Here is a 19,580-nt window from a genome sequence, read left to right as displayed (position 1 = left end):
TGTGCGGCCGCTTGCCGGTGGACAGGCCGCCACTTCGGGTGAATCCGATGGTCCCGCGATCGCGATACCACGCTTTCACCATGCTAAACGCCAGGACGGACCGCCTGCGCGACCACTTCGGCCTCGTCGAAGGAGAAGTCCCGGATGTGCACCGGCACCCCGGTCTGCTGCGCCTCGACGATCTTGCCGTCGCCCAGGTACATCATCACGTGGTGGATGGTCGCCGGGTTCGACGGGACGGTGGCGAGGAACAGCAGGTCGCCCGGCTGCGCCTGGCGGACCGGCAGCATCGCGCCGCCCTTGTACTGGTCCCGCGAAACACGCGGGATGATGATCCCGGCCGACTCGTACGCCCGCAGCATCAACCCTGAACAGTCGTAGCTGTTCGGCCCGGTGGCGCCCCAGATGTACGGCTTGCCCTGCTCGCCGAGCGCGAACTTGATGGCCTGCGCGGCGGCCTGGCTCGGCGGCACCACGCTGCCGACGCTCGAACCGCAGCCGACGACGTCGACGATCTGGCCCTCGTTCTGCACGAGGAGGGCAGCCATCGGCTCCCAGTTGTGGTACCGGTCGGGGAAACCGGACCGCTCCACCCGCTGCGCGGCGTCGCCGGGACGCATGTTCTCCCAGTCCGGCACCGCGAGCAGCACGTCGTAGAACTTGTTGACCTGGTACGGCGGGTCGGTGACCTGCGCGACGGTGCCCCAGCCCATCGACGGCCGCATCTGGAAGATGCCGAGCGAGTCGCGGTCGCCGTAGGTCAGGTTGCGCAGCTTGGACTCGGTCATCCCGGCCTGGATCGCCACCTGCCACGCCCGCGGGGACAGCGTCCGCTGCTTGCCGATCGAGATGATCAGCGCGACGATCCCCTTCTGTTCTTCGTCGAGTTTGTTCACGTCCGAAGAACCGCGATCGGCCTGCCCTGGCAGGGTCGGCCCGATCGACGCGTCGCAGGAGGTCTTGACGACGCCGCCCGCCTGGGCCTCCATGTGGTCGGTCACCACCTCGGTGACCTTGCTCGTGGTGATCACCGCGGCGAAGACCGCGGCGATCAGCACGCCGACGATGATCCCGATCTTCATCGGGTCAGCCCGCTTGCGTGAACTTGGTGACCCGCCACCCCGGGTTCGTCTTGACGACGGTGACCCGGACCTTGGGCCCGTCCGTCGGGACGTCGACCTCCATCGATCCGGCGAGCGAGGACGCGACGTGCGGCTCCCCGGAGACCCTGGTCGCGGTGATGTTGGCGGGCTCCACCGTCGTCAGTTCCCCGGCAAGGTATTCCTCGGTGGTGTACGGCTTCAGTCCGTTCAGCCACTGCTCGGTCGTCGTGCCGTCGGGATGGTTCGCCCATGCCGTCACCCACTCCTTGGCGACCCGGACCCCGTCCTGGTCGACCGGCGCGGAAGACGGCGGCGCCTGGGTGGTGATCCTCGGCGGCAGCGTCGACGTCACGGTCACCGGCGCCGCGACGCCGGGACGCGAAGTGGCGGTCGCCGAAGCACCCGGCCCGGTGGCCGTCTGTCCCGGTTTTCCGATGGCCTTCGGCAGCAGGATGCCCAGCGCGGTGAACAGCACCGCGAGGATCACCAGCGTGCCGATGAGGTGGCGGGGCGAGCGCAGCGGCCAGCCCCACAGTCTGCGGTAGACCGCGGTGCGCCCGCGGTTGGTCCGGATCGGCATGGGTCACCGACCCACTGCGTGGTCTGTGTCGCGGACTTCCTCGCGGACCTCGAGCCCGCGCGAAGGCCGGTACAGCACGTAGACCGGCTTACCGGCGACGACCTCCGGGTCGACGCGGCGCGGACGCGGCGTCGACGGTCCCGGTTGCACCGGCACGGTGCCCGAGTGGTCGGGAGTGGTGTAGCCGCCGCCCGCGGAGTTCATCCGCGACGGCACCACGACCGGCTCCGGTTCGTCGCTCCAGCGCCGGTCGGCGACCGGCGAGGTGTCGACCCGGCGGCTCGGTACCTGGACAGGGCTCCGCCCGCCCGAGGTGAACATGGAGTCGCCCGGATTGCCAGCGGACGGGTTGTACTGGCCGAACACCGGAACGCTTCCGCCGCCACCGGCGGGAAGCGCGTGCGTGCCGCCACCGCCGCCGACAGCGCCGGGCCACGGCGCTCCCGACCAGGCCGCGGCGGGCCGGATCGCGCCGGAGCCGTTGTCGAGCCGTTGGGAGCTGGCGAAGATCGTCGCTTCGGGCCGGAACCGGCCGCCGCCGACCGTCGCGCCCACGGGACCGCGGAGGTCGCCGTCGACCACATCGTCGGCGTCGCGGACGTTCTGCCAGAACGCGTCCTGCGGGGTCGGTTCGTTGTTCTTCTTGCGGAAGCGGGAAAAGAGGCCGCCGCGTGGCGAGGGCACCGCGCCGCCGACCATGCCGACGGACATCTCGACCATCTGCCACAGCCGCCGCACGGGGCGGCCGATCATGAACAGCAACACGGTGATGATGCCCGCGAGCGCCATCTTCGTCAGCAGGGAAAGCGAGTTCCCCGCGGTGAAGATCGCCTCCAGCAGGAGTGTGTGCACGCCTGCCAGCACGGAAAGCACCATGAGGTTGAAGGCGACCGCGCCGACGACCTTGAGGATGCGCTGCATGATCTGCGGCTGGAGCAGCGCGATCAGCCCGATCAGCGGAGCCGTCAGGACGAAGATCCTGATCAGCACCTGCGCGAGCAGCACCGTGGCCTTGGCCAGCAACTGGAACAGCGAGTAGAAGATGCCCTGGCCGAGGGAAAGGAAACCGGCGCCGACGCGGCTGCCGTCCTCACCCGTGAAATAGCCCGTCGCCGGGCCGAGTTTGGTGGAGATGTCCTTGAACGCCGCCTTCTTGGAGTCGACCAGCGCGGTGTCGGCGTCGCCGCCCTGCTGGATCTGGCCCCAGGTGAAGGCACGCGCGTCCAGGAGGGCCGGGCCGTACTGGATGGCCTGCGGCGAATCCGGGCTGCCGAACTCCCCGCGGAGCCAGTTGTCGTAGACGACCCGGCAGTGCAGTTCGGTCGGAACCCGGTCCCATGGCTGGCGAGCCGCGACGGCCTCCGGGGTCGCCTGACACGGTTGCGCCGAGGGCGGCGGTGCCTGGGTCGGCGGCGGCGTCTTGGGCTCGTCGATGAAGCCGGCCTGGATGTTGGTGGTGGTCTGCACGATCGCGTTGTCGATCGGATCGAGGAAACGCAGCAGTGCCAAGGAGGACGCGGCCAGCCAGACCGCGGCGAGCCCGTACAGCGCCCGTTTGCTGACCGCCGCGAGATCGCCGCGCCAGATGTTGCGGAACAACATGATGGACATGATCAGCGCGGCAAGGCCGAACAACTGGGCGTAGATGTTGTTGTAGACCTTCTCGGCCCCGGCCTTGACGGCGTTGTACAGCGGGCTGAGCAGGCTGCCCTGCAAGACGGTGTAGTGCAGCGAGTTCGTGGCACCGACGATGTTCTTGCCGATGTTGAACAGCTGGTTACCAGCCCAGGTGTCGATCGTCGAGTTCGGCGAGGTGATCCCGGCCAGCGGGCCGCAGTCGGTTTCGAACGTGTCCCAAACGTGCCCCGCGTACCCGTAGACGTTGTACGGGCTGCCGCCTTCACCGCGCGCTGTCGCGGGCGGGTCGAGCGCGCCGACCATTCCGGCGCCGGGCCGCTCCGGGTTCGGTGCCTCACCACAGGCGGCGGCCGAAGCCGCCGGAGCGGTCGCCACGGCCTGGAGGCCCAGGATCAGCATGACGACGAACATCGTCGCGCGGCGGCTGGGTCTGGTCTTGCCGGGCCGAGGCCCCTCTTTGAGGCGGCGGCGCAGCGCGTGCCAGCCGGCGGCGAACGCGAGCACGCACGCCAGCGTGATCACCGTGTTCATGCGGCATCCCTGCCGGTGCCGCCCTTGCCGGCGCGCGCGTGCTGCTCGCCCTTTTCCCCGTTCGTGATGTGTCCGTTTTGGACGGCGCCCTGCACTTCCCCGGTCTCGGCCGCCAGCGGGTCCGGAGCACCGAGCAGTTGCTCCTCGGTCAGCCCGACCTCGAGTTCGGCCGCGAGTTCGAGATCCTCTTCGAGTTCGAAATCGTCTTCTTCCGGCGGAGCGGCCACGAACTGCTTCTCCTCCGGGGCGGCGAGTTCGTTGCCCGGCCTCGACGGTTTGGCGTCGGGCGAACCCGGCGTCGTGTCCATGACCCGGCGCAGGTGCTCCAGGTGCGGGCCGGAGAAGTCGACGCGGATCCGCTCCACGCCACCGGCGCCGTCACCGAAGATGAACTGACGGGGCTCGACGTCCCGCTGGAGATCGCGCGACGAGCCGGGACGGCGGCCCAGCGCCGCGACGACCTGCTCGTAGCCGACGCCGACCGGGACCTTCAGCAGGCGCAGCGCGTCGGCCTGGGCGTCGTCGTCGTCGAGACGCCCGACGAACACCGAGTCCAGCAGCGCCACGAAACCCTGGATCTTCAGGAAGTCCGCGGGGATCTGCGAGGACAGCAGCACGCGGACGTTCCACTTACGCGAGTCACGGGCGAAGCGGTTCATCAGCACGCGACCGGTCGGGACCTCGGAGAGGAAGAACGCCTCGTCGATCCAGACGCCCTTGCGCAGTTCCTTCGGCTTCTCGTACACCGACCGCTGCGTCAGCCACGCGGCGAGGTTCAGCATCTCGACGCCGAGCGATTCCGCGTCCGTCCAGTACTCGCGCGGGACGCCGTCCTTGGGCAGGGTCAGCCCCGCCATGGTCAGCACGGTCATCCGGTCGTCGCGGGTCTCGGCGTACGGGTCCGCGTCGGTCTCCGGGATGAGCAGCGCCATCCGCTCGCGCATCTCGTCGAGGAAGTCCGCGACGACGACGGCGTGCTCGTGGTGCTCGCTGGAGTCCCGGCGCAACGCGTCGATGACCTGGCCGGGGTCGGCTTCGAACCGGCCGCCGACCGCGCGGACGGCGCGCAGCAGCACGATCCGGGTCTGCGCCATCCGCGAGACCTCGTACGGCAGGACACCACTGAGGACGTCGAGCACGAGACGGCGGCGCGTCGCACCCGCGAGGGCCTTCTCCCGCCGCCACGAACGCTCGGGGTCTTCCTCGTCCATGAAGTGCTCGATCTGCGGCTCGGCGACCACCCGGTACGGGTTGAGGATGCCGGGCTGCGCGTTGAGCAGGTTGATGTTCCGCGCGTACGGCCGCAGCTCGGGCAGGTCGCACAGGCGCGACAGCGGGCCCGACGGGTCGAGGATCGTCCAGTGCGCGCCCGCGCGGAGCGTCTTGTAGACGATGCCACCGCCGAGGAACGACTTACCGCCACCGAGACCGGCGACCATCGCGGTCAGGCCTGAGCCGTCGCGGATCTCCTGCGCCATCCAGGGGTCCCAGGCCACCGGGCGCCGCGTCGCGGTCACTGTCTCGCCGAGCAGGATGCCGCGGCGGTCGCCCACCTCGGCCGTCGCCGTCGGCACCGACGACGCCGCCCACACGACCGAACCGCGCCGCATGTACGCCGCCGAGGCGAGCGGCTCGCCGGGGATGAACTCCCTGGCCAGCGCGTACTGGGCTTCGGGATGCTCGACGGCGATCTTCGGCTTGTAGAGGTCGAGGAGCTGCTGGGCCAGGCGCAGCGCGTCCCGCTCCGTCGGCCCGGACACCGCCAGCCGCCACCACGAACGCACCCGGGTGGCCAGCGCGGTGAAGCCCGACGTCATCTCGTCGTCGATCTCCAGCACCCGGCCCGCCTGGCGCGCCAGCGACTGCGGCGGCTCCAGCTCGTGCTCGTCGGTGTAGTGCTTGACCTGCGAACGCACCTTGTTCATCTGGCGCTGCAGCTCACCGGCGACCTCTTCCGGCCGCCGGACGTAGATCCGCGCGGACACCTCGACCGCGGCGGGCAGCCGGTCCGCGTGCTGGATCCACGGGTCGTCGACCTCGGGGATCTGAAGACCGTGCATCTGGCCGACGGTGAGGACGGCGAGATGCCGCGAGACCCCGGCGTTCGACCCGGTGCGGCCGCGGACGGTGACCGTCGGCGCGTAGGGCTCGGCGTGGAAATCCGCCGCGTCGGTGAAACTGGCGAGATCCTCGGGCTCCCAGGCGGCGCCGGGGACCGCGGGCATGTTGCGCGGCGCGGGCAGGCCCAGCGAGCACGAGCGGTGCATCAGCCAGGACATCTCCTCGGCGTGCACCGGACGGCCTTCGAGCCCGGCCGAGCCGATCACCTGGTCGAGATGCTCGACCTCGGAGTCGAGCGCGGCCAGCTCGGCGTCGACGGCCTCGGGCAGGATCTTGCGCAGCACCGGGGCGGCGCTTTCGACCGCGCGGTCGATCATCCGCCTGGTCTGTACCTGGACGCCGAGGTAGACCTCTTTTTCCGCCATCGAGCGGCCCATCAGCTGCTGCTGCTCGCCGATGAGGTAGTCGTCGAAGGACAACGAGCCCTGCACGTCCTGGGGACGGCCGACCGCGTTGTGCACGTGGGCCTCGGCCCACATGCGGATCGGATACGGCCGGTTGGTCACGCGCAGGTGCAGCCAGCGGCCCTGAAGCTCCGCGTACTGCCCGGCAATGGCCGCGATCAGGTCGCGGCGCTGCGAATCCGACCGGAACGACCAGCGCTGCGGCGCGAGCCGATACCAGGCGTAGACCTCATAACCGGTGCGTAACAGGTGCCCGTCGATGCTTCGCGCGGCGATGGACGGGGTATAGGTGGGTATGGCCGCCTCGCCGGGCAGCCGCCTTCCCTTGCCGGCCTTCTTGGGCTGCGCGGAGCGGACCTGCTGGGGCGGGTTCCAGGCCCCTTGCTGCAGATCTCGATCACGTTTTCCTCGGCTTCCGCCGCGACCGAACAACGACTACCTCCCGGCCCGAGCCGCAGGGCGGCTCCGACGCGCTCGTGGTGTTCCCTGAGCTCCGGCGCCGCCGCCGTAGCCGTGCTGCTGGTACTGCCGTCTCCTGCGCTGCTTCGGTAGCGGGCGCGTCGCCCGTACCCGGACGCGGGACGCGCTGGCGGCGCCCCCCGTGCCCGTGGTCCGTTCTCTAGGGGTGTTGAGCTCTTTCGCCGCCATCCCGGCCACGGCGCCGAGTGGGCGCTCGTGACTGATCTTGGACGTGATCAATCTGGTGATCACGATTGTGGCGACGAAGGCCCAGGCGGTCGAGAAGAACCCGAAGCTCCAGCCCGCCCACCGTTCGACGGTGAGCACGAGCAGGAAGACCGGGATACCGACGAGCCACGCGACGTAGCGGGCTCTCCAGGGAAAAGTCGCTTTCGGCGGGCCGAGCCACACGGCATCGACCCGGTAAACCTCGTCATCGGTGCGGATACGCAACGCGAGCCCTGCCTCAGCCCGTGAAGAGGCCGGCGATCCACTGGCCCACGTTGACTCCGGCGCCACTCACCGCGAGGCCGATGATCGCCAGCGCGATCACGACACCGGCGAGTCGGCGCATGACACCGGCGTTGTCTCCCTTGCCACCGCCCAGCCACAGCAGAAGAAGCGCGACGGCCAGCAGCACCAGAGGGATGATGTTGTCGATCAGCCAGGTGCGGACGTTGCCGGTGCCGAGCTCGCCGGCGGCCAGCGTGTCGAGGGTGGTCATGGTCATCATCGCATTACTCCCGGTGCGCGGAGAGGGGGTTCGCGCGGTTCTGGCTCGGTGGTGCTTCGAACATCATGGCGTCACGAGGCGTAGTGGTCAAAGCGCGCTCTGTAGATATCGATTTATCCACTGATCACAGAGCGAGGCACAGCACCACGACCATCCTCGGTCTCCATCATCGTTGCAAGGGTCGTCTGGTTTAACCCCGGCCACCCGTATTTCGCAGTGTGCTGACGGCCTCACTCGGTTGCGAGGCATCTTGCTCACTGTGAGTACGGGTCGGTCGCGGAGAATCGGGCCTCGACCAGTGTGACATGACTCGTTCGGTGGCTTCTCCCGAGTCCGCAGGGTGAACACGCATTCGACAAAAATCATGAGTGCCGATCAAGCGAAAGTCACACTTCCGTTACCCAAAGCGAAAACGGGGAGGGCATTTTCGCTACATAGCGTGATTATCGGCCGGTAGAGAACACATTCGCGGGAAAAGCGCCTGCTTCGACGGCCTTGCGGCTCAAAGGCCCGCACAGCTCGTGAAGGCGCTTGGTCTTCTCCTCGCCGAGATGCTCCCAAGGCCCTGCCGACGCCTCATTCGTCGCGACTTCGAGCCGCTCGCGAAGATCGTTCCCGGCTTCGGTCAGACCGCCGTCTGCGTCCAGGATTCCCTGTTCGCGGAGCTTGGCGGCCGCGCCGTCCCACTGCTCGTCGCTCCAGCCGCGGGACGCCTTGGCGGCGGCGGGCAGGAAACCCTTGCCGGTGGCGGTGTGCGTGACGAGGGCGGCGAGCCCGTCGAGACCGTTGACGAGCAGCGCGGCGATGTGGGCGTCACCGCGATGCTCACGCAACAGGGTGATGGCGTGCCAGAGCACGAGATGCGGCTCGCTCGGCCAGTCGAGTCCCGCGTGCCCGGCGTAGAGCGGCCGGCCGTCGAGCTGGCAGCCCCCGGTCGCCTCGCGAGCGAGCTCGGCCGCCTCGGCGACCTCTTCGGAACCGAGAGTCTCCTTGCCGAGCAGCCTGGTCAACGCCGCGTCGACGGCCTCGAAGCGGGCCTCGATGATCCTGTCCGGGCCGGCCAGCGTCCACGCGCGCGGGATGTGGCGGGCGACCAGCTCGGGATTGAAGTTGTAGAAGGTGGCCGCGACCACGGCTGCGCTTACCGCGCCCATGGGCGCCGCGCGACCCGCGAAATAGGTCATGCGCCCCGGCCGGAGGCCCGCGCCGGTGAGCGCGGCTTCCGTCTCGGGGGCGAAGTAGGTAAGGGAATGCAGTACATCGAACGTCCCGCGGAACCGTCCCGTGACCCGACTCGCTTCACCCATGGGGGCACCCTACCGACAAGTAAGTACCAGGCGCAGGTTCCGGCGCCGAATGGAGCAAGGGACCTTTGCTATCGCCGCGAGACGACGCGGAACCGAACCCGCTCGGCTACGTCATACTCCTGAAGACGGATCACCACAGCGTACGGGGAGCGACGATGTCCGCCCAGATGGAACAACTGATCGCCCAGTTCGAGAACTTCCAGGCCAAGGTGCGCCAGGCCGAGACGCGCTTCGCCGAGGTCGGCGACATGCAGGAGCGGATCGCGCGGGTCGAGACCTCCGTGACCTCCCCGTCCGGTGAGGTCACGGTGGTCGCCGGGGCGGGCGGAACCGTCACCGACCTCCGGCTCAGCGCGGGCGCCATGCGCCTCGAAGCCGGTCACCTGTCCTCGGTGATCATGAGCACCCTGCAGAAGGCCGTCGCCGGCGCCGCCCAGCAGCAGGCCGGGATCGTGGACGACACGTTCGGTGAGGCGTTCGGCCTCAAGACGTCGGAACAGGTTCGCGAGGCACAGGCCGAGGCGTTCGGAACCGCCGAGGAAGAACCGGCGTCACAGCAGCAGCAGCAACCGCAGCAGCCAGCCCGGCCGGCGCGCCGCCCCGCCCCGCGGGACGACGACGACTATTTCGACGACGGCTCCTTCCTCCGCCGCAGCTGACCGAACCGACCGAGGGACTCCCACGATGTCAAAGGGAATCGAGACGAATATCGCGGCGATCGCCGCGTACGCCCAGCAGCTCCCCTATTACGAGCAGGAAGCGGAGAAGTTCGGCGGCAAGATCGACGCCGCCGACGTGACCGACGAGGCGTGGGGAGTCGTCGGGATCTGGGCCAAACAGGGCTACACCGACCGCCTCGGCGAACTCCGTTCCCTGATGAACGACATGAAGGACGGCGTCGACGGGTTCATCTCCAAGCTGAACAAGGCCTCCGAGATGTACCGGGGCATCGAGGAAGCCGGAAAGGTCGAGTTCGGCAAGCACGAGGCGACCATCGACGAGACACTCGGAAAGTAGGGGCCATGACCGAGGAGAAGTCGAGCATCGCCGACGGGCTCAACGTCCAGGCGTACGACGAGAGCATGAGCGCGAACCTCGATCGCGCGATGGGGCACGTGCCCGTGGCGGGCACGATCTACAAGTCGGGCAAGTCGATCGCCGAGCACTCCCAGCAGGCGGCCCAGGCGGACAACCCGGGCGAACTGGCCTCCGCGGGCGGCGCGCTGGTCGGAGACGGGGCGGCGTTCGTCGGCGCGGCCGCCGCGGACATGGTCACCTTCGCCATGGACCCGATCGGCTGGCTGGTCAGCCACGGGCTGAACATGCTGCTCGAACTGGTCCAGCCGCTACAGGACGCGTTGCACCAGGTCACCGGCGACGGCCCGGCCATCGGACACGCGTCGGAGAACTTCGTGACCCTCGCGAACGGCTTCGTCGCCCTCGCCGAGGACTTCGAGAAGACCGGTGACGCGGCGCTCGCCGAGTGGGTGGACGACGCCGGCAAAGCGGCGAAGGAAGCGCTGGGCGACTTCTCCGCCGGCATCCGCGGCGTCGGCTCGGCCGCCGGATCGGTGGCCGAAGTGCTGCAGATGTGGTCGATGGTCATGGTGGTCATCGAGGAGCTGATCAAGGGCATCATCACCGAGCTGATCTCCTGGCTGATCACCATCTGGCTGCCCGCGCTGGCCGCGTCGGTGATCAGCTTCGGCAGCTCGGTCGCCGCCGCGATGACCGCGTCCATCGCCAAGGCCGCCAGCGTGCTGCAGAAGGTGACCAAGTATCTCGGCAAGTTCGGCAAGCTGCTCGACACCTTCATCGAGTACCTCGCGAAATACTCGACCAAGGTCGTGGAAGCGACGAGGAAGTTCCGGATCGGGACCTACGCCGGTGAGTCGAAGTTCTCGCTGAACGTCCTGGAGAACACCGCCGGGGTGGCGCTGACCCCGAGCAACCGGGCGCTCACCACGATGTTCGGCACCGCGGTCGGCGCGCGTCCGCTGGTCTCCGGCGCGGCCGTCAAGGGCGGCATCGGAGCCGCGAAGGGCGCGTACACCGAGGGCAAGGAAGCCGTCACGCCGGAGGGGGAGAACGAGCCGTGGTTCAACAAGAGCGAGATCGGCGGGGACAAGAGCCCGGAGGAGACCCGGGGGAACCTCGACATCTGAGCGAGTCCCGGCAGCGGGCGGCGCAGAAGATCTTCGCGCACCAGGAGCGCATGGAGGACAAGGCGGAGAAGGCCCAGGTCCGTCCCGGCTTCCGCGAACGGGTCGAGGAACTGATGGCGGGCCAGTGGCACGAGCCGGTCCTCGTGCTGCGGCTGGGCGACACCGATCCGGGCTTCGACGTACCCGGCAGGCGCCTGGACGGCACGGTCAAGGGAAAGCGGCTCGTCCGGCGCTGCTTCTGGAACGTGTTCCGCGGCATCGGCGGCGCGGTGGTCTACGTCTTCGCGCTGCTGAACGGCGCGGGCAGCGGCGGCGGCAAGGGCGGCCACCCGTTCCAGCGGGAGATCCGCGTGAAGGGCCCGGCGAACGCGCTGGTGCTCGACCTGACCGACCGGCTTCGCAAGGCGAGCGGGCCATGGCTGGTGTGCTCGCCGTCCGCGATCGCGGTGGTGGACACCGGTTCGACCTACCGTGACCCTGCCGACGCGCCGCCGCCGGAGATCCTTTGGCAGGCCCGGAAACCGCAGGCGCCCGAGATCGACTTCCGCAAACGGGTCATCACCTGGCCGGACGGTTCGAGTTTCGCCTTCACCCTGCACGGCCGCGCCGAGGACCGGCATCTGCGTGACCGTTTCGAGTTCCCGGACACCATCCACTGGACCGGACGACCCGAGCGCCGGGAAGACGGCGGCGCGCCGAAGTAGCTCGCGTGTCGTGGTGCGGGACCAGTGTCGCTCCCGTCTGGTAGTGAGGGCCTCTTTGCCTACTCTGACGGTAGTGAAGGAGGCTTTCGCTACCGTCGGCATACGGAGGCGAAGTACCCCCAGGCCACGTTCGCCTGGGGCGATCACGAAAGTAGTACGGACGAGCCGGCGTGTAAGCCGGATCCTGTCCTCGCCTCGCCTTGCGGCTGAGCGAGTGGCGGCCATCCATCTAGGCCCGCCGTCGCCGACGGGCTCGAGCGGCCTACCCGCAGGCTCGGGCGGGCAGCCCTCGATCGCCTGCGCAGGAGCCTCGCGGCTCCCTCTTGACCTTGCTCCGGGTGGGGTTTACCTAGCCGTCCTGGTCACCCAGGACGCTGGTGGTCTCTTACACCACCGTTTCACCCTTACCTCCGCCCGCGAAGCGAACGGAGGCGGTCTGTTTTCTGTGGCACTGTCCCGCGGGTCGCCCCGGGTTGCCGTTAACAACCACCCTGCCCTGTGGAGTCCGGACTTTCCTCGAACCGGTCTCCCGGCTCGCGGCCGCCCCGCCGACTCGTCCGTCGGCGAATCTTACTGCACGGGTGCGGGGAGGCAGTTCAGGTTGCGTTGCCCGTCGGGTTTGACGACGAACCAGAGGTGGTCGGTGCCCTGTCCGGTCCATTCGCCGGGGCGCGCGTTGGCGAACTTGTAGAGGGGCCTGCCCGCCAAGGTCACCTGTTCGGCGCCTTCGGGACGTTTGATGGTGTCGACGAGGGCCGGGTCGATGCCGGTCACCAGCGGCGTGCCGGTGGTGGTGACGGGGGTCCACACGACGGCGCAGTCCCCGAGGCAGGCCGAGCGAGCCTTGTGCGGGTTGTCGCGTTCGTAGCGGAAGAGGACGGCGCCGGTCTCGTCGAGGATGGCCTGACCCATCCGTGTCATGTAGACGGCGGTGAGCCGGGTGCCGGACGGAGTGTCCGCGGGGGAACTGGGCCGCGCGGTGCCGGGCGACGGGACACGCGGGCTGGGGAGGGCTTCGGTCACCGGGGCGCTCGCCGTCCGCGACACGGGATCAGCCGCCTGCCACCACATCGCGGCGCCCACGACGAGCGCCGCGATGACGACGAGCATGGTCAACCGTGATCGGCGCATCGGGCGTCTCCGTTTCTTCCTGCGGGTCGACGGGGTTCTGCTCCGCGATCTCGTTGGTCCAGTGGAGGACGCCGGACGGGCTGTCGAGGCCGACGACGCCGACGAGGCGTCCCTTGCGGACGAAGCCGGTGACGGGCCTTTCGCCACTGACGGGCGAGGCGAGCGCGACGGTGTCGGTGCCGAGCTTCGGGATGCCGCCCGCTTGGATCCGCATGCCGTGCTGTTCGGACCAGAACCGCGGCACCGGCGCGAAGGGCCGCGAAGCCTGCGGTCCGGCGAGGAGATTCTCGGCGGCCGCCCGGCCCATCTCGACGGCGTTGAGCCAGTGTTCGACCCGTCGCGGCGTCTCGTCGAACCGCAGGTTCGGCCATTGCGCGACATCGCCGGCGGCGACGATGTTGTTCATCCCCAGCACATGACACGTGGGCGAGCAGACGACGCCGTCGTCGAGTGGCAGCTTCGAGCCGCGCAGCCACGAGATCGAGGGCACGGTCCCGACGGCCACGACGACGCACGAGACGTCCAGGATCCAGCCGTCGGACGAGTGCAGCCGCAGGCCGTTCGCCGTCGTCTGCCAGTTGTCGATGGACGCGCCCAGCGCCAGCCGCACGCCCCGCGACCGGTGCAGCGCCGAAAGCTTCTGCCCGATGTGCTTGCCGACGACCTCGCCGAGCAGGGCCGCCGACCGGCCGATGATGGTGACCTCGCGGCCGATCTCGCGCAGGCTCGCGGCGACCTCGCAGCCGATGAACCCGCTGCCCAGCACCGCGACGGGCCCGTTGTCGGCGGCGAGGTTGTCGCGCAGTTCCGCGGCGTCGGCCAGTGTCCGGACGACGACCACCCGCGGATGTCCGTGCGGCACACCGGAAAGCCGCCGCGGTTCGACGCCGCTGGCGATGACGAGCCCGTCGTACGGGAGTTCCTCCGCCCCGGGCAGATGGACGATCTGGCGGCCGGGCTGCAAATGCGTCGCCGGGGTGTTGAACCGCCATTCGGCGTCGATCTCGTCGGGCCGCGCGAGCATCATCTCCGCCGGTCCGGTGGCGCCGGTCAGCAGCTGCTTGGACAACGCGGGCCGGTGATACGGCAGCTCGGGCTCGTTGCCGACGATGACCAGTTCGCCGTCGAACCGCAGTTCCCGCAACCGTTCCGCGCACCGCAGCCCGGCGAGCCCGCCGCCGATCACGACTATCCGTTCGCTCATTGTCCCGCCCCTTGCAGTCGGATCGCGCGCATCGGACAGGCTCGGGCCGCGGCCTGGACCAGCGGCACCTGTTTGGCGCCGGGTTTCCGGAGGTAGCGCAGCTGACCGTCGCCCTGTAACTGGAAGACCTGCGGAGCTTCGGCCTGACAGATGGCGTAGCGGTGGCATTTCTTGTCGTCGACGGAGATCCGGACCCGTTCGGCCCGGCCGGTCTCACCTTCGAGCAGTCCCAGCCGGACCAGCGTCCGCGGCGGGAGCACGCGGAGCACGGTGAGCACGACGGCGGGGGTGAGCATGGTGATCCCGCCGAGCCAGACGGCCGCGAGATGCCCGTTCGCGGACGCGCCGAGCCAGGAGTGGATCGCCAGCAGCCCGACCGCGAAGTAGCCGGCCTGGTGGAACCGCTGCCCGCCGCGACCGTTCGCCCGGCGCCCCAGCGCGGCGGTGACCGAGACGGCGATGAACAGTTCCAGCCCGACGACGCCCGCCGCGTGCCGCGCGAGCCCGCCGCCGGCGAACGGGATCAGCAGCGCGAGCACGCCGAACGAGTCGTCGTCGAGGAAGAGATAGGACAGACCGTGGACGACACCGGTGGCGAGGCTGAACGTCGCGAGGACGACGTGACCGCCGCGCAGTGCCTCGTGGCCGGTGACGCGCCTGATCCAGCCGGTGGCGCTCAGCACGCCCCAAGCCAGCGTCAGGCACATCGTCACGTAGGCGAACCGGCCCGAAAGCGCGGCGATGTCCCGCACCCCGCTGTCGTGTGGCGACGGGGCCGGGATGACCGCCAGGAGCGAGGCCGTCATGCGCGCCTGCCCGACGAGCCGAGAACCCGGACGAGCCCGAAGGTCGCTCCGCCGGCGATTCCCACCATGAGCACGCCGAGCGCGATGTCACCGCCGTCGAGTTCGTTGCCGCCGGTGGGCACGACCATCAGCGAGGTGGTCTCGGCGATACCGGTGCTTTCGAGCAGGGTCATATGCCGCATGACGGTGTCGACGGCGGTCTGCGCGAACGAACGCATCGCGTCGTCGCGGGTGGCGGCGCGGACCTGGGAGGCGAGCCCGAAAATGCTCCCGTGCGCGGCGCGGGCACGATTGACGTAGAGGCGGTCGAAGTCGGCGCCGCCCGCCGCGGTGATCTCGCCGATCCAGGAGCGCTGTTCTTCGGTGGGCTCGGCGGGAAGTTCGACGCGGACCTTCGAAGCGAGTGTGCGGACCTGCGCGTCGAGACGGTCGTGATCCTCGGCGAGTTTGCGGCCGACCTCCCGCACCCGCTGCCCGTTCCCGCGCTGTTCCGCCTGACGGCTGACCGGGCCTTCCCACAAACCGGCTTGACGTACTCGTACGAGCAGTTCCCGGTCATGGGCGTCGATTTCCGCGAAGGCACGGGCGGGCGTTCCCACCCATATCACCAAGCAGGCGATCACCACTCCGAACAGTCGATAGATCATTTCACCCGTCCCCGTCATGGAAGTGCCTCACTGGAAGTACGGCGAACCGGAGCGGCCGGTTCGATCTCGGTACTCGCGTCCAGTGTGATGTGCATCACACGACACATTTAGAACCGTTTCCCACTGACATACGTACCGGCCGACTAATAGTGAACAGACCACTACTGCACATGGCTCACGGCGATAGTCTGCGCTACGGTGTACGAACCTGTGAAATCCTCCACCGTTGGGGAGGTAGCGAACTTTATGGAAGCAGTGGGCAGAGGATGCCGGGTCGGTGGCGACCACCGGCCGAACGAGCTTTCCGATGAGCTGATTTCGTTGCTGTACAAGGATTTCCGGGAGACTTTGTTCAATCAGGTGCTGTACCTGACGGGCCATGATCAACAATGGACGGAGGACGTCGTCCAGGAAACACTGATCCGCGCCTGGCAGCATTCCGACACGTTGAACCGCGAGCCGGGAATGCTGCGCGGCTGGCTGCTCACGGTCGCCAAGCGGATCGTGATCGATGGCTGGCGAAACCGGCGGGCACGACCTCAGGAGGTGGAGCTGGACAGTTCCGAAAACGCCGAAACAGCGGACCGGACCGAGCAGTCACTGTCCGCACTCGTCATTTCCGAAGCGCTACGATATCTGGACGGCAAATACCAGGCCGTCATCTACGAGACGTATCTGACCGGACATACCGTCCGGGAGGCGGCGGTGATATTGGGAATCCCGGAGGGAACGGTCAAATCACGGCTGTACGCGGCCATGAGGACATTGCGACGGTCGTTAGGAGAACTGGGTTCGCGATGAGGAAGCGAAAGGTGAAACACACCGATGTGGCGGCGTACGTACTCGGTGTGCTCGATCAGGCCGAGGCGTACGCCTTCGAAGAGCATTTGAAGGGTTGCGGGCGCTGCGGGCGCCAGGTCGCGGAATTCACGTCGGTGGAAGTCGCGCTGGCGAGGGCAGATCTGAGCTACCTGTCCCCTGTCGCCCCACGGTGCCGCGGGCGGCTGTCGATGATCGCGGCCAACCTCGTCGTGGTCTTCCTGGCGTGCGTCGTCGCGGCCTTGATGTCGTCGCAACGGTCGGCCCGGCGGGTCTCGTCGGATACGGACATCTCGACCCCTGCTCCCCTCGACGACCAGCGATTACTCCCGATTCCGCTTACGTTGAAGTAGTCTGCCGCAAGCCGACACGAAGGTCTCTACGGTGCATACCGAAGTAAATCCCGAGAGCCCCTTCGGCGGGCCTTCGGTACCGAAGCGCCGAGCCGCCGGGTTACTGGGTCGAGACAGCGAACTCGACACGATCACCGGGCTGTTCCGGGCCGCCCTGCACGGCCGCGCGGTCAGCGCGGTGGTGGTCGGAGAGTTCGGCATGGGCAAGTCGTCGGTGCTGACAGCCGCCGGTGAGCTCGCGAAAGCGGCGGGCTTCACCGTCGCGATCGCGACCGCGTCCCGGCTGGAGACGCATCTGAGCGGCGGTGTCGGCCGCCAGCTCCTCGAAGCGCTCACCCACGCACCCGCCGAACCCGGATCGCCGCGGCCGCGCACGCCGCACGCGGCCGAGATCCTGCCGGACCGCCGTCCCCGGAACGAACAGGAACAGACGGAGGCGCTCGACGCCTTCTTCCGCACCGTCCGCCACGCCGCCGAACAGGGACCGGTCTTCCTCGGCATCGACAACATCCACCTCGCCGATCCGTGGTCGATGCGCTGTCTCGCCTACATCCGGCATCGCGTCGAGCAGCTGCCGGTGATGGTCGTGCTGACCTCGCTGATCGGGCATCTGCAAACCGGCGAGGTCGCCCTGCTGGAGATGTCCGGGTGCACGCCGGCGACGATCCGGCTGCACGGGCTGGGCGCGGGACACGTCGCCGAGTTCCTCCGCGTCTCCCCCGGACGGTTCGCCGAGGAATGCCGCGAGCTCACCGGCGGCAACCCGTTCCTGCTCAGCGCACTGCGCCGCCGCCTGGTCCCCGGGATGGAGCTGGACACCGCGGGCTCGGCGATGATCGGCGAGGTGCTGCGGGTGCGCATGCACGAGTACACCGCCGCGCCGAAGATGCTCGAAGCCGTCGCGATCCTCGGCGAGGACGCGAGCTTCGACCTGCTGGCGCGGCTCGCCGGGGTCGACGAGATCACCGCGCTGGAGGCCATCGACACGATGGTGCGAGTGCACCTGCTGACCAACAGCCACCAGCCCGCGCTGTCCTACCGGTTCGTCCGCAACTCGGTGCTCGCCGACATGCCGCTCACCACCAGGGCGGTCAGTCAGTCGCGAGCGGCCAGGCTCCTGCACGACTCGGGTGCCGCACCGGAGCGGGTCGGCGCGCACCTCCTGGAGGCGACCGCGATCAGAATCCCTTGGGCGGTCGACGTCCTGCGGCTGGCGGCGCGGCATTCGGTGGAGAGCGACCCGGAGTTGGCGGTCCGGTTCCTGTCGCGGGCACTGGAAGAACGGCTCAGCGAACGCAAGCGGATGGCGATCCTGCTCCAGCTCGCGCACGCGGAGTTCCACTGCGACCCGGACCTCGCGCCCGCCCGCGTGCGCGAAGCCATCGACCACATCGACGACCGCGAAACCGCCGCGTTCGTCGCGACGGCCATGATCCTTTCGCTGTGCTGCGGCCCGGACGCGCGGCTGGCGATCAACTCCGCCGGGCAGTTCGCCGCCCGGCTCGACGCGGGCGGCCCCGACGCCGTCTGGCCGTTGCTGTGCATGACCTATCTCGCCGAAGCGGGCAGCAGACTCGGGCCGCCGCCGGACTTCCGCGACTTCGAGCGGCAATGGGCGCCGTTGAACGATCCCGCCGCGCGACAGAGCCGATCGGGGTTGCTCGCGCTCGATACCGTGCGGAGCGGGAAGTCCTCGGCGGACGCCGTCCGGCATTTCGGGGAGGCGCTGTCCGGCGAACAACCCGAACTGTTCGAACATCCCTACTTCTTCACGCTTGCGACGGCGGCGCTCGCCGACGAGCCCGCGCTCACCGACCGGCTCTGCCAGGTGCTCGACACCAAACGCCTGCCTTGGGACTTCCATGTGCCGAAGGGTGCGCTCGCCACGCTGGCCCGCGGGATCGCCCTGCAGGCGGGCGGCGATCTGGAGCGGGCGAGTGTGCACTACGAATCCCTGGTGCGGCAGTTCGACGAACGCGGTGTCACCGGTCGTTGCCCGATCGCGGTGCTGTGCGCGGCGAGACTGATCGAGGTCTCGGTCGACCTCGGCCGCCACGACGTCGCGAACGCGGTGCTGGACAAGCTGGATTTCGGGGCCACCCAAGCACTTTTCACGCACAACTACCTGCTCTACGCCCGCGGCAGGCTCCGGGCGGCCACCGGCGAGCCCGAACTCGGCTACGAAGACCTGCGCGGCTGCGGCCGCCGTCTCGAACATCACGGCATGCGCTTCCCCGGATTCGCCCCCTGGCGGGCGCACGCCGCCCGCACCGCGCTGGCGCTCGGGCGCACCGACGCGGCGGCCCGGCTCGCCGAGGAGGACCTCGACGCCGCGGAACGCTGGGGAGCGCCGAGGATCCTCGGCGGCGCGCTGACCACGGCAGGCCTCGTCCGCGACGACGGTCTCGGCGAGGAGGCGGAACGCCTGCTCACCAAGGCCGTCGACGTCCTCGGCGGGTCGACGGCGAAACTGGCGCTGGCCGAGGCGCTGACCGAACTCGGCGTGCTGCAGGCCCGGCACGGGCAGGCCGAGAAGGCGGTCGGCATACTGCGGCTGGCTGTGCGGTCGAGCAAGCATTGCGGAGCCCGGCCGCTTGAGACGCGGGCCACCGAGGCGCTGCGGAGCGCGCGAACGAGCCTCGCGACGGCGAAGGACAACGAACACGGCCTCACCAAACAGGAATACCGCGTCGCGCTGATGGCCGCACAGGGTCTCACCAACCGGGAGATCGCCGAGGCACTGCACCTGACCCGCCGCACCGTCGAACTCCATTTGTCCGGGGCGTACCGCAAACTGGAGATCACCGGACGACCGGAATTGTGTTCCGCGCTCGGCCGGTCCCAGCGCGTGGACGGTGATTGACGGTTTCCGGGG

18 protein-coding genes and 1 other RNA gene are annotated in these 19,580 nt (G+C 69.0%); 7 read left to right on the top strand and 12 right to left on the bottom strand.

Translation table 11 applies throughout. The features are described 5' to 3' along the window. Window positions 1–83: 83 nt before the first annotated feature. The 7 genes from ACLJO0_RS11510 to ACLJO0_RS11480 all read right to left on the bottom strand — a co-directional run bounded on the left by ACLJO0_RS11510 (window position 84) and on the right by ACLJO0_RS11480 (window position 8,876). Entirely contained in the window at window positions 84–1,082 is a 999-nt protein-coding gene (locus ACLJO0_RS11510) for a C40 family peptidase (RefSeq protein WP_410578129.1), read from the bottom strand. Window positions 1,083–1,086: 4 nt separating this feature from the next. Further along, entirely contained in the window at window positions 1,087–1,683 is a 597-nt protein-coding gene (locus ACLJO0_RS11505; RefSeq protein ID WP_410578127.1) for a hypothetical protein, read from the bottom strand. Between the two features lie 3 nt (window positions 1,684–1,686). Beyond that, window positions 1,687–3,852 carry a magnesium transporter gene (locus ACLJO0_RS11500; RefSeq protein WP_410578125.1) on the bottom strand — a complete coding sequence of 722 codons (2,166 nt, stop codon included), beginning with the start codon at window positions 3,850–3,852 and terminating at the stop codon, window positions 1,687–1,689. After that, the gene (locus tag ACLJO0_RS11495) at window positions 3,849–6,809 is read right to left on the bottom strand and encodes an ATP-binding protein (protein ID WP_410578123.1); all 2,961 of its coding nucleotides are present in this window, start codon (window positions 6,807–6,809) and stop codon (window positions 3,849–3,851) included. The genes ACLJO0_RS11500 and ACLJO0_RS11495 overlap by 4 nt, the downstream gene beginning before the upstream one ends. Before the next feature lie 3 nt (window positions 6,810–6,812). Continuing rightward, window positions 6,813–7,289 carry a hypothetical protein gene (locus ACLJO0_RS11490; protein ID WP_125781103.1) on the bottom strand — a complete coding sequence of 159 codons (477 nt, stop codon included), beginning with the start codon at window positions 7,287–7,289 and terminating at the stop codon, window positions 6,813–6,815. A gap of 13 nt (window positions 7,290–7,302) precedes the next feature. Beyond that, window positions 7,303–7,569 (bottom strand): hypothetical protein, encoded by a 267-nt coding sequence (locus tag ACLJO0_RS11485; protein WP_007035338.1) that lies wholly within the window; start codon window positions 7,567–7,569, stop codon window positions 7,303–7,305. A gap of 443 nt (window positions 7,570–8,012) precedes the next feature. Next, window positions 8,013–8,876: an SCO6745 family protein gene (locus tag ACLJO0_RS11480; protein WP_410578121.1), complete on the bottom strand. Its 864-nt coding sequence runs from the start codon at window positions 8,874–8,876 to the stop codon at window positions 8,013–8,015. Between the two features lie 155 nt (window positions 8,877–9,031). Here ACLJO0_RS11480 and ACLJO0_RS11475 point away from each other — a divergent pair, with 155 nt between their 5' ends. The 4 genes from ACLJO0_RS11475 to ACLJO0_RS11460 are packed head-to-tail and all read left to right on the top strand — an operon-like array spanning window position 9,032 to window position 11,745. Continuing rightward, window positions 9,032–9,535, top strand: coding sequence for a YbaB/EbfC family nucleoid-associated protein (locus ACLJO0_RS11475; protein ID WP_410578119.1), 504 nt, complete (start codon window positions 9,032–9,034; stop codon window positions 9,533–9,535). Between the two features lie 25 nt (window positions 9,536–9,560). Next, complete coding sequence (locus ACLJO0_RS11470; protein ID WP_410578117.1) at window positions 9,561–9,893, top strand: hypothetical protein; 333 nt, start codon at window positions 9,561–9,563, stop codon at window positions 9,891–9,893. Between the two features lie 5 nt (window positions 9,894–9,898). Beyond that, window positions 9,899–11,041 (top strand): hypothetical protein, encoded by a 1,143-nt coding sequence (locus ACLJO0_RS11465; RefSeq protein WP_410578115.1) that lies wholly within the window; start codon window positions 9,899–9,901, stop codon window positions 11,039–11,041. Between the two features lie 50 nt (window positions 11,042–11,091). Next, window positions 11,092–11,745 (top strand): hypothetical protein, encoded by a 654-nt coding sequence (locus ACLJO0_RS11460; RefSeq protein WP_410578113.1) that lies wholly within the window; start codon window positions 11,092–11,094, stop codon window positions 11,743–11,745. A gap of 157 nt (window positions 11,746–11,902) precedes the next feature. Here ACLJO0_RS11460 and rnpB read toward each other — a convergent pair. From rnpB to ACLJO0_RS11435, 5 genes are all read right to left on the bottom strand, one after another. Further along, window positions 11,903–12,301, bottom strand: an RNA gene (rnpB, locus tag ACLJO0_RS11455) — RNase P RNA component class A. A gap of 14 nt (window positions 12,302–12,315) precedes the next feature. Continuing rightward, entirely contained in the window at window positions 12,316–12,876 is a 561-nt protein-coding gene (locus ACLJO0_RS11450) for a hypothetical protein (RefSeq protein ID WP_410578111.1), read from the bottom strand. Continuing rightward, on the bottom strand, window positions 12,797–14,080 hold the full coding sequence (locus tag ACLJO0_RS11445) for an NAD(P)/FAD-dependent oxidoreductase (protein ID WP_410578109.1): 1,284 nt from the start codon (window positions 14,078–14,080) through the stop codon (window positions 12,797–12,799). The genes ACLJO0_RS11450 and ACLJO0_RS11445 overlap by 80 nt, the downstream gene beginning before the upstream one ends. Beyond that, a complete protein-coding gene (locus tag ACLJO0_RS11440; RefSeq protein ID WP_410578107.1) occupies window positions 14,077–14,886 on the bottom strand; it encodes a ferredoxin in 810 nt (269 codons plus the stop codon). The genes ACLJO0_RS11445 and ACLJO0_RS11440 overlap by 4 nt, the downstream gene beginning before the upstream one ends. Beyond that, window positions 14,883–15,533 carry a DUF4142 domain-containing protein gene (locus tag ACLJO0_RS11435; RefSeq protein WP_410578105.1) on the bottom strand — a complete coding sequence of 217 codons (651 nt, stop codon included), beginning with the start codon at window positions 15,531–15,533 and terminating at the stop codon, window positions 14,883–14,885. Before ACLJO0_RS11435 ends, ACLJO0_RS11440 begins: the two co-directional genes overlap by 4 nt. A 246-nt stretch (window positions 15,534–15,779) precedes the next feature. Between ACLJO0_RS11435 and ACLJO0_RS11430 the strand changes: the two genes are divergently transcribed. Genes ACLJO0_RS11430 through ACLJO0_RS11420 form a run of 3 tightly spaced genes read left to right on the top strand, consistent with a single transcriptional unit; the run spans window position 15,780 to window position 19,568 of the window. Then, window positions 15,780–16,334: a sigma-70 family RNA polymerase sigma factor gene (locus ACLJO0_RS11430; protein WP_410578241.1), complete on the top strand. Its 555-nt coding sequence runs from the start codon at window positions 15,780–15,782 to the stop codon at window positions 16,332–16,334. A gap of 11 nt (window positions 16,335–16,345) precedes the next feature. Next, the gene (locus tag ACLJO0_RS11425) at window positions 16,346–16,705 is read left to right on the top strand and encodes a zf-HC2 domain-containing protein (protein WP_410578104.1); all 360 of its coding nucleotides are present in this window, start codon (window positions 16,346–16,348) and stop codon (window positions 16,703–16,705) included. Window positions 16,706–16,736: 31 nt separating this feature from the next. Beyond that, window positions 16,737–19,568, top strand: coding sequence for an AAA family ATPase (locus tag ACLJO0_RS11420; RefSeq protein ID WP_410578102.1), 2,832 nt, complete (start codon window positions 16,737–16,739; stop codon window positions 19,566–19,568). The last annotated feature ends 12 nt before the right edge of the window (window positions 19,569–19,580 follow it).

The sequence above is a fragment of the Amycolatopsis sp. lyj-108 genome, from assembly GCF_046549005.1.
Taxonomy (GTDB): Bacteria; Actinomycetota; Actinomycetes; order Mycobacteriales; family Pseudonocardiaceae; genus Amycolatopsis.
Note: the sequence above shows the minus strand (reverse complement) of the source record. Positions and strands in the feature narration are given on the sequence as shown.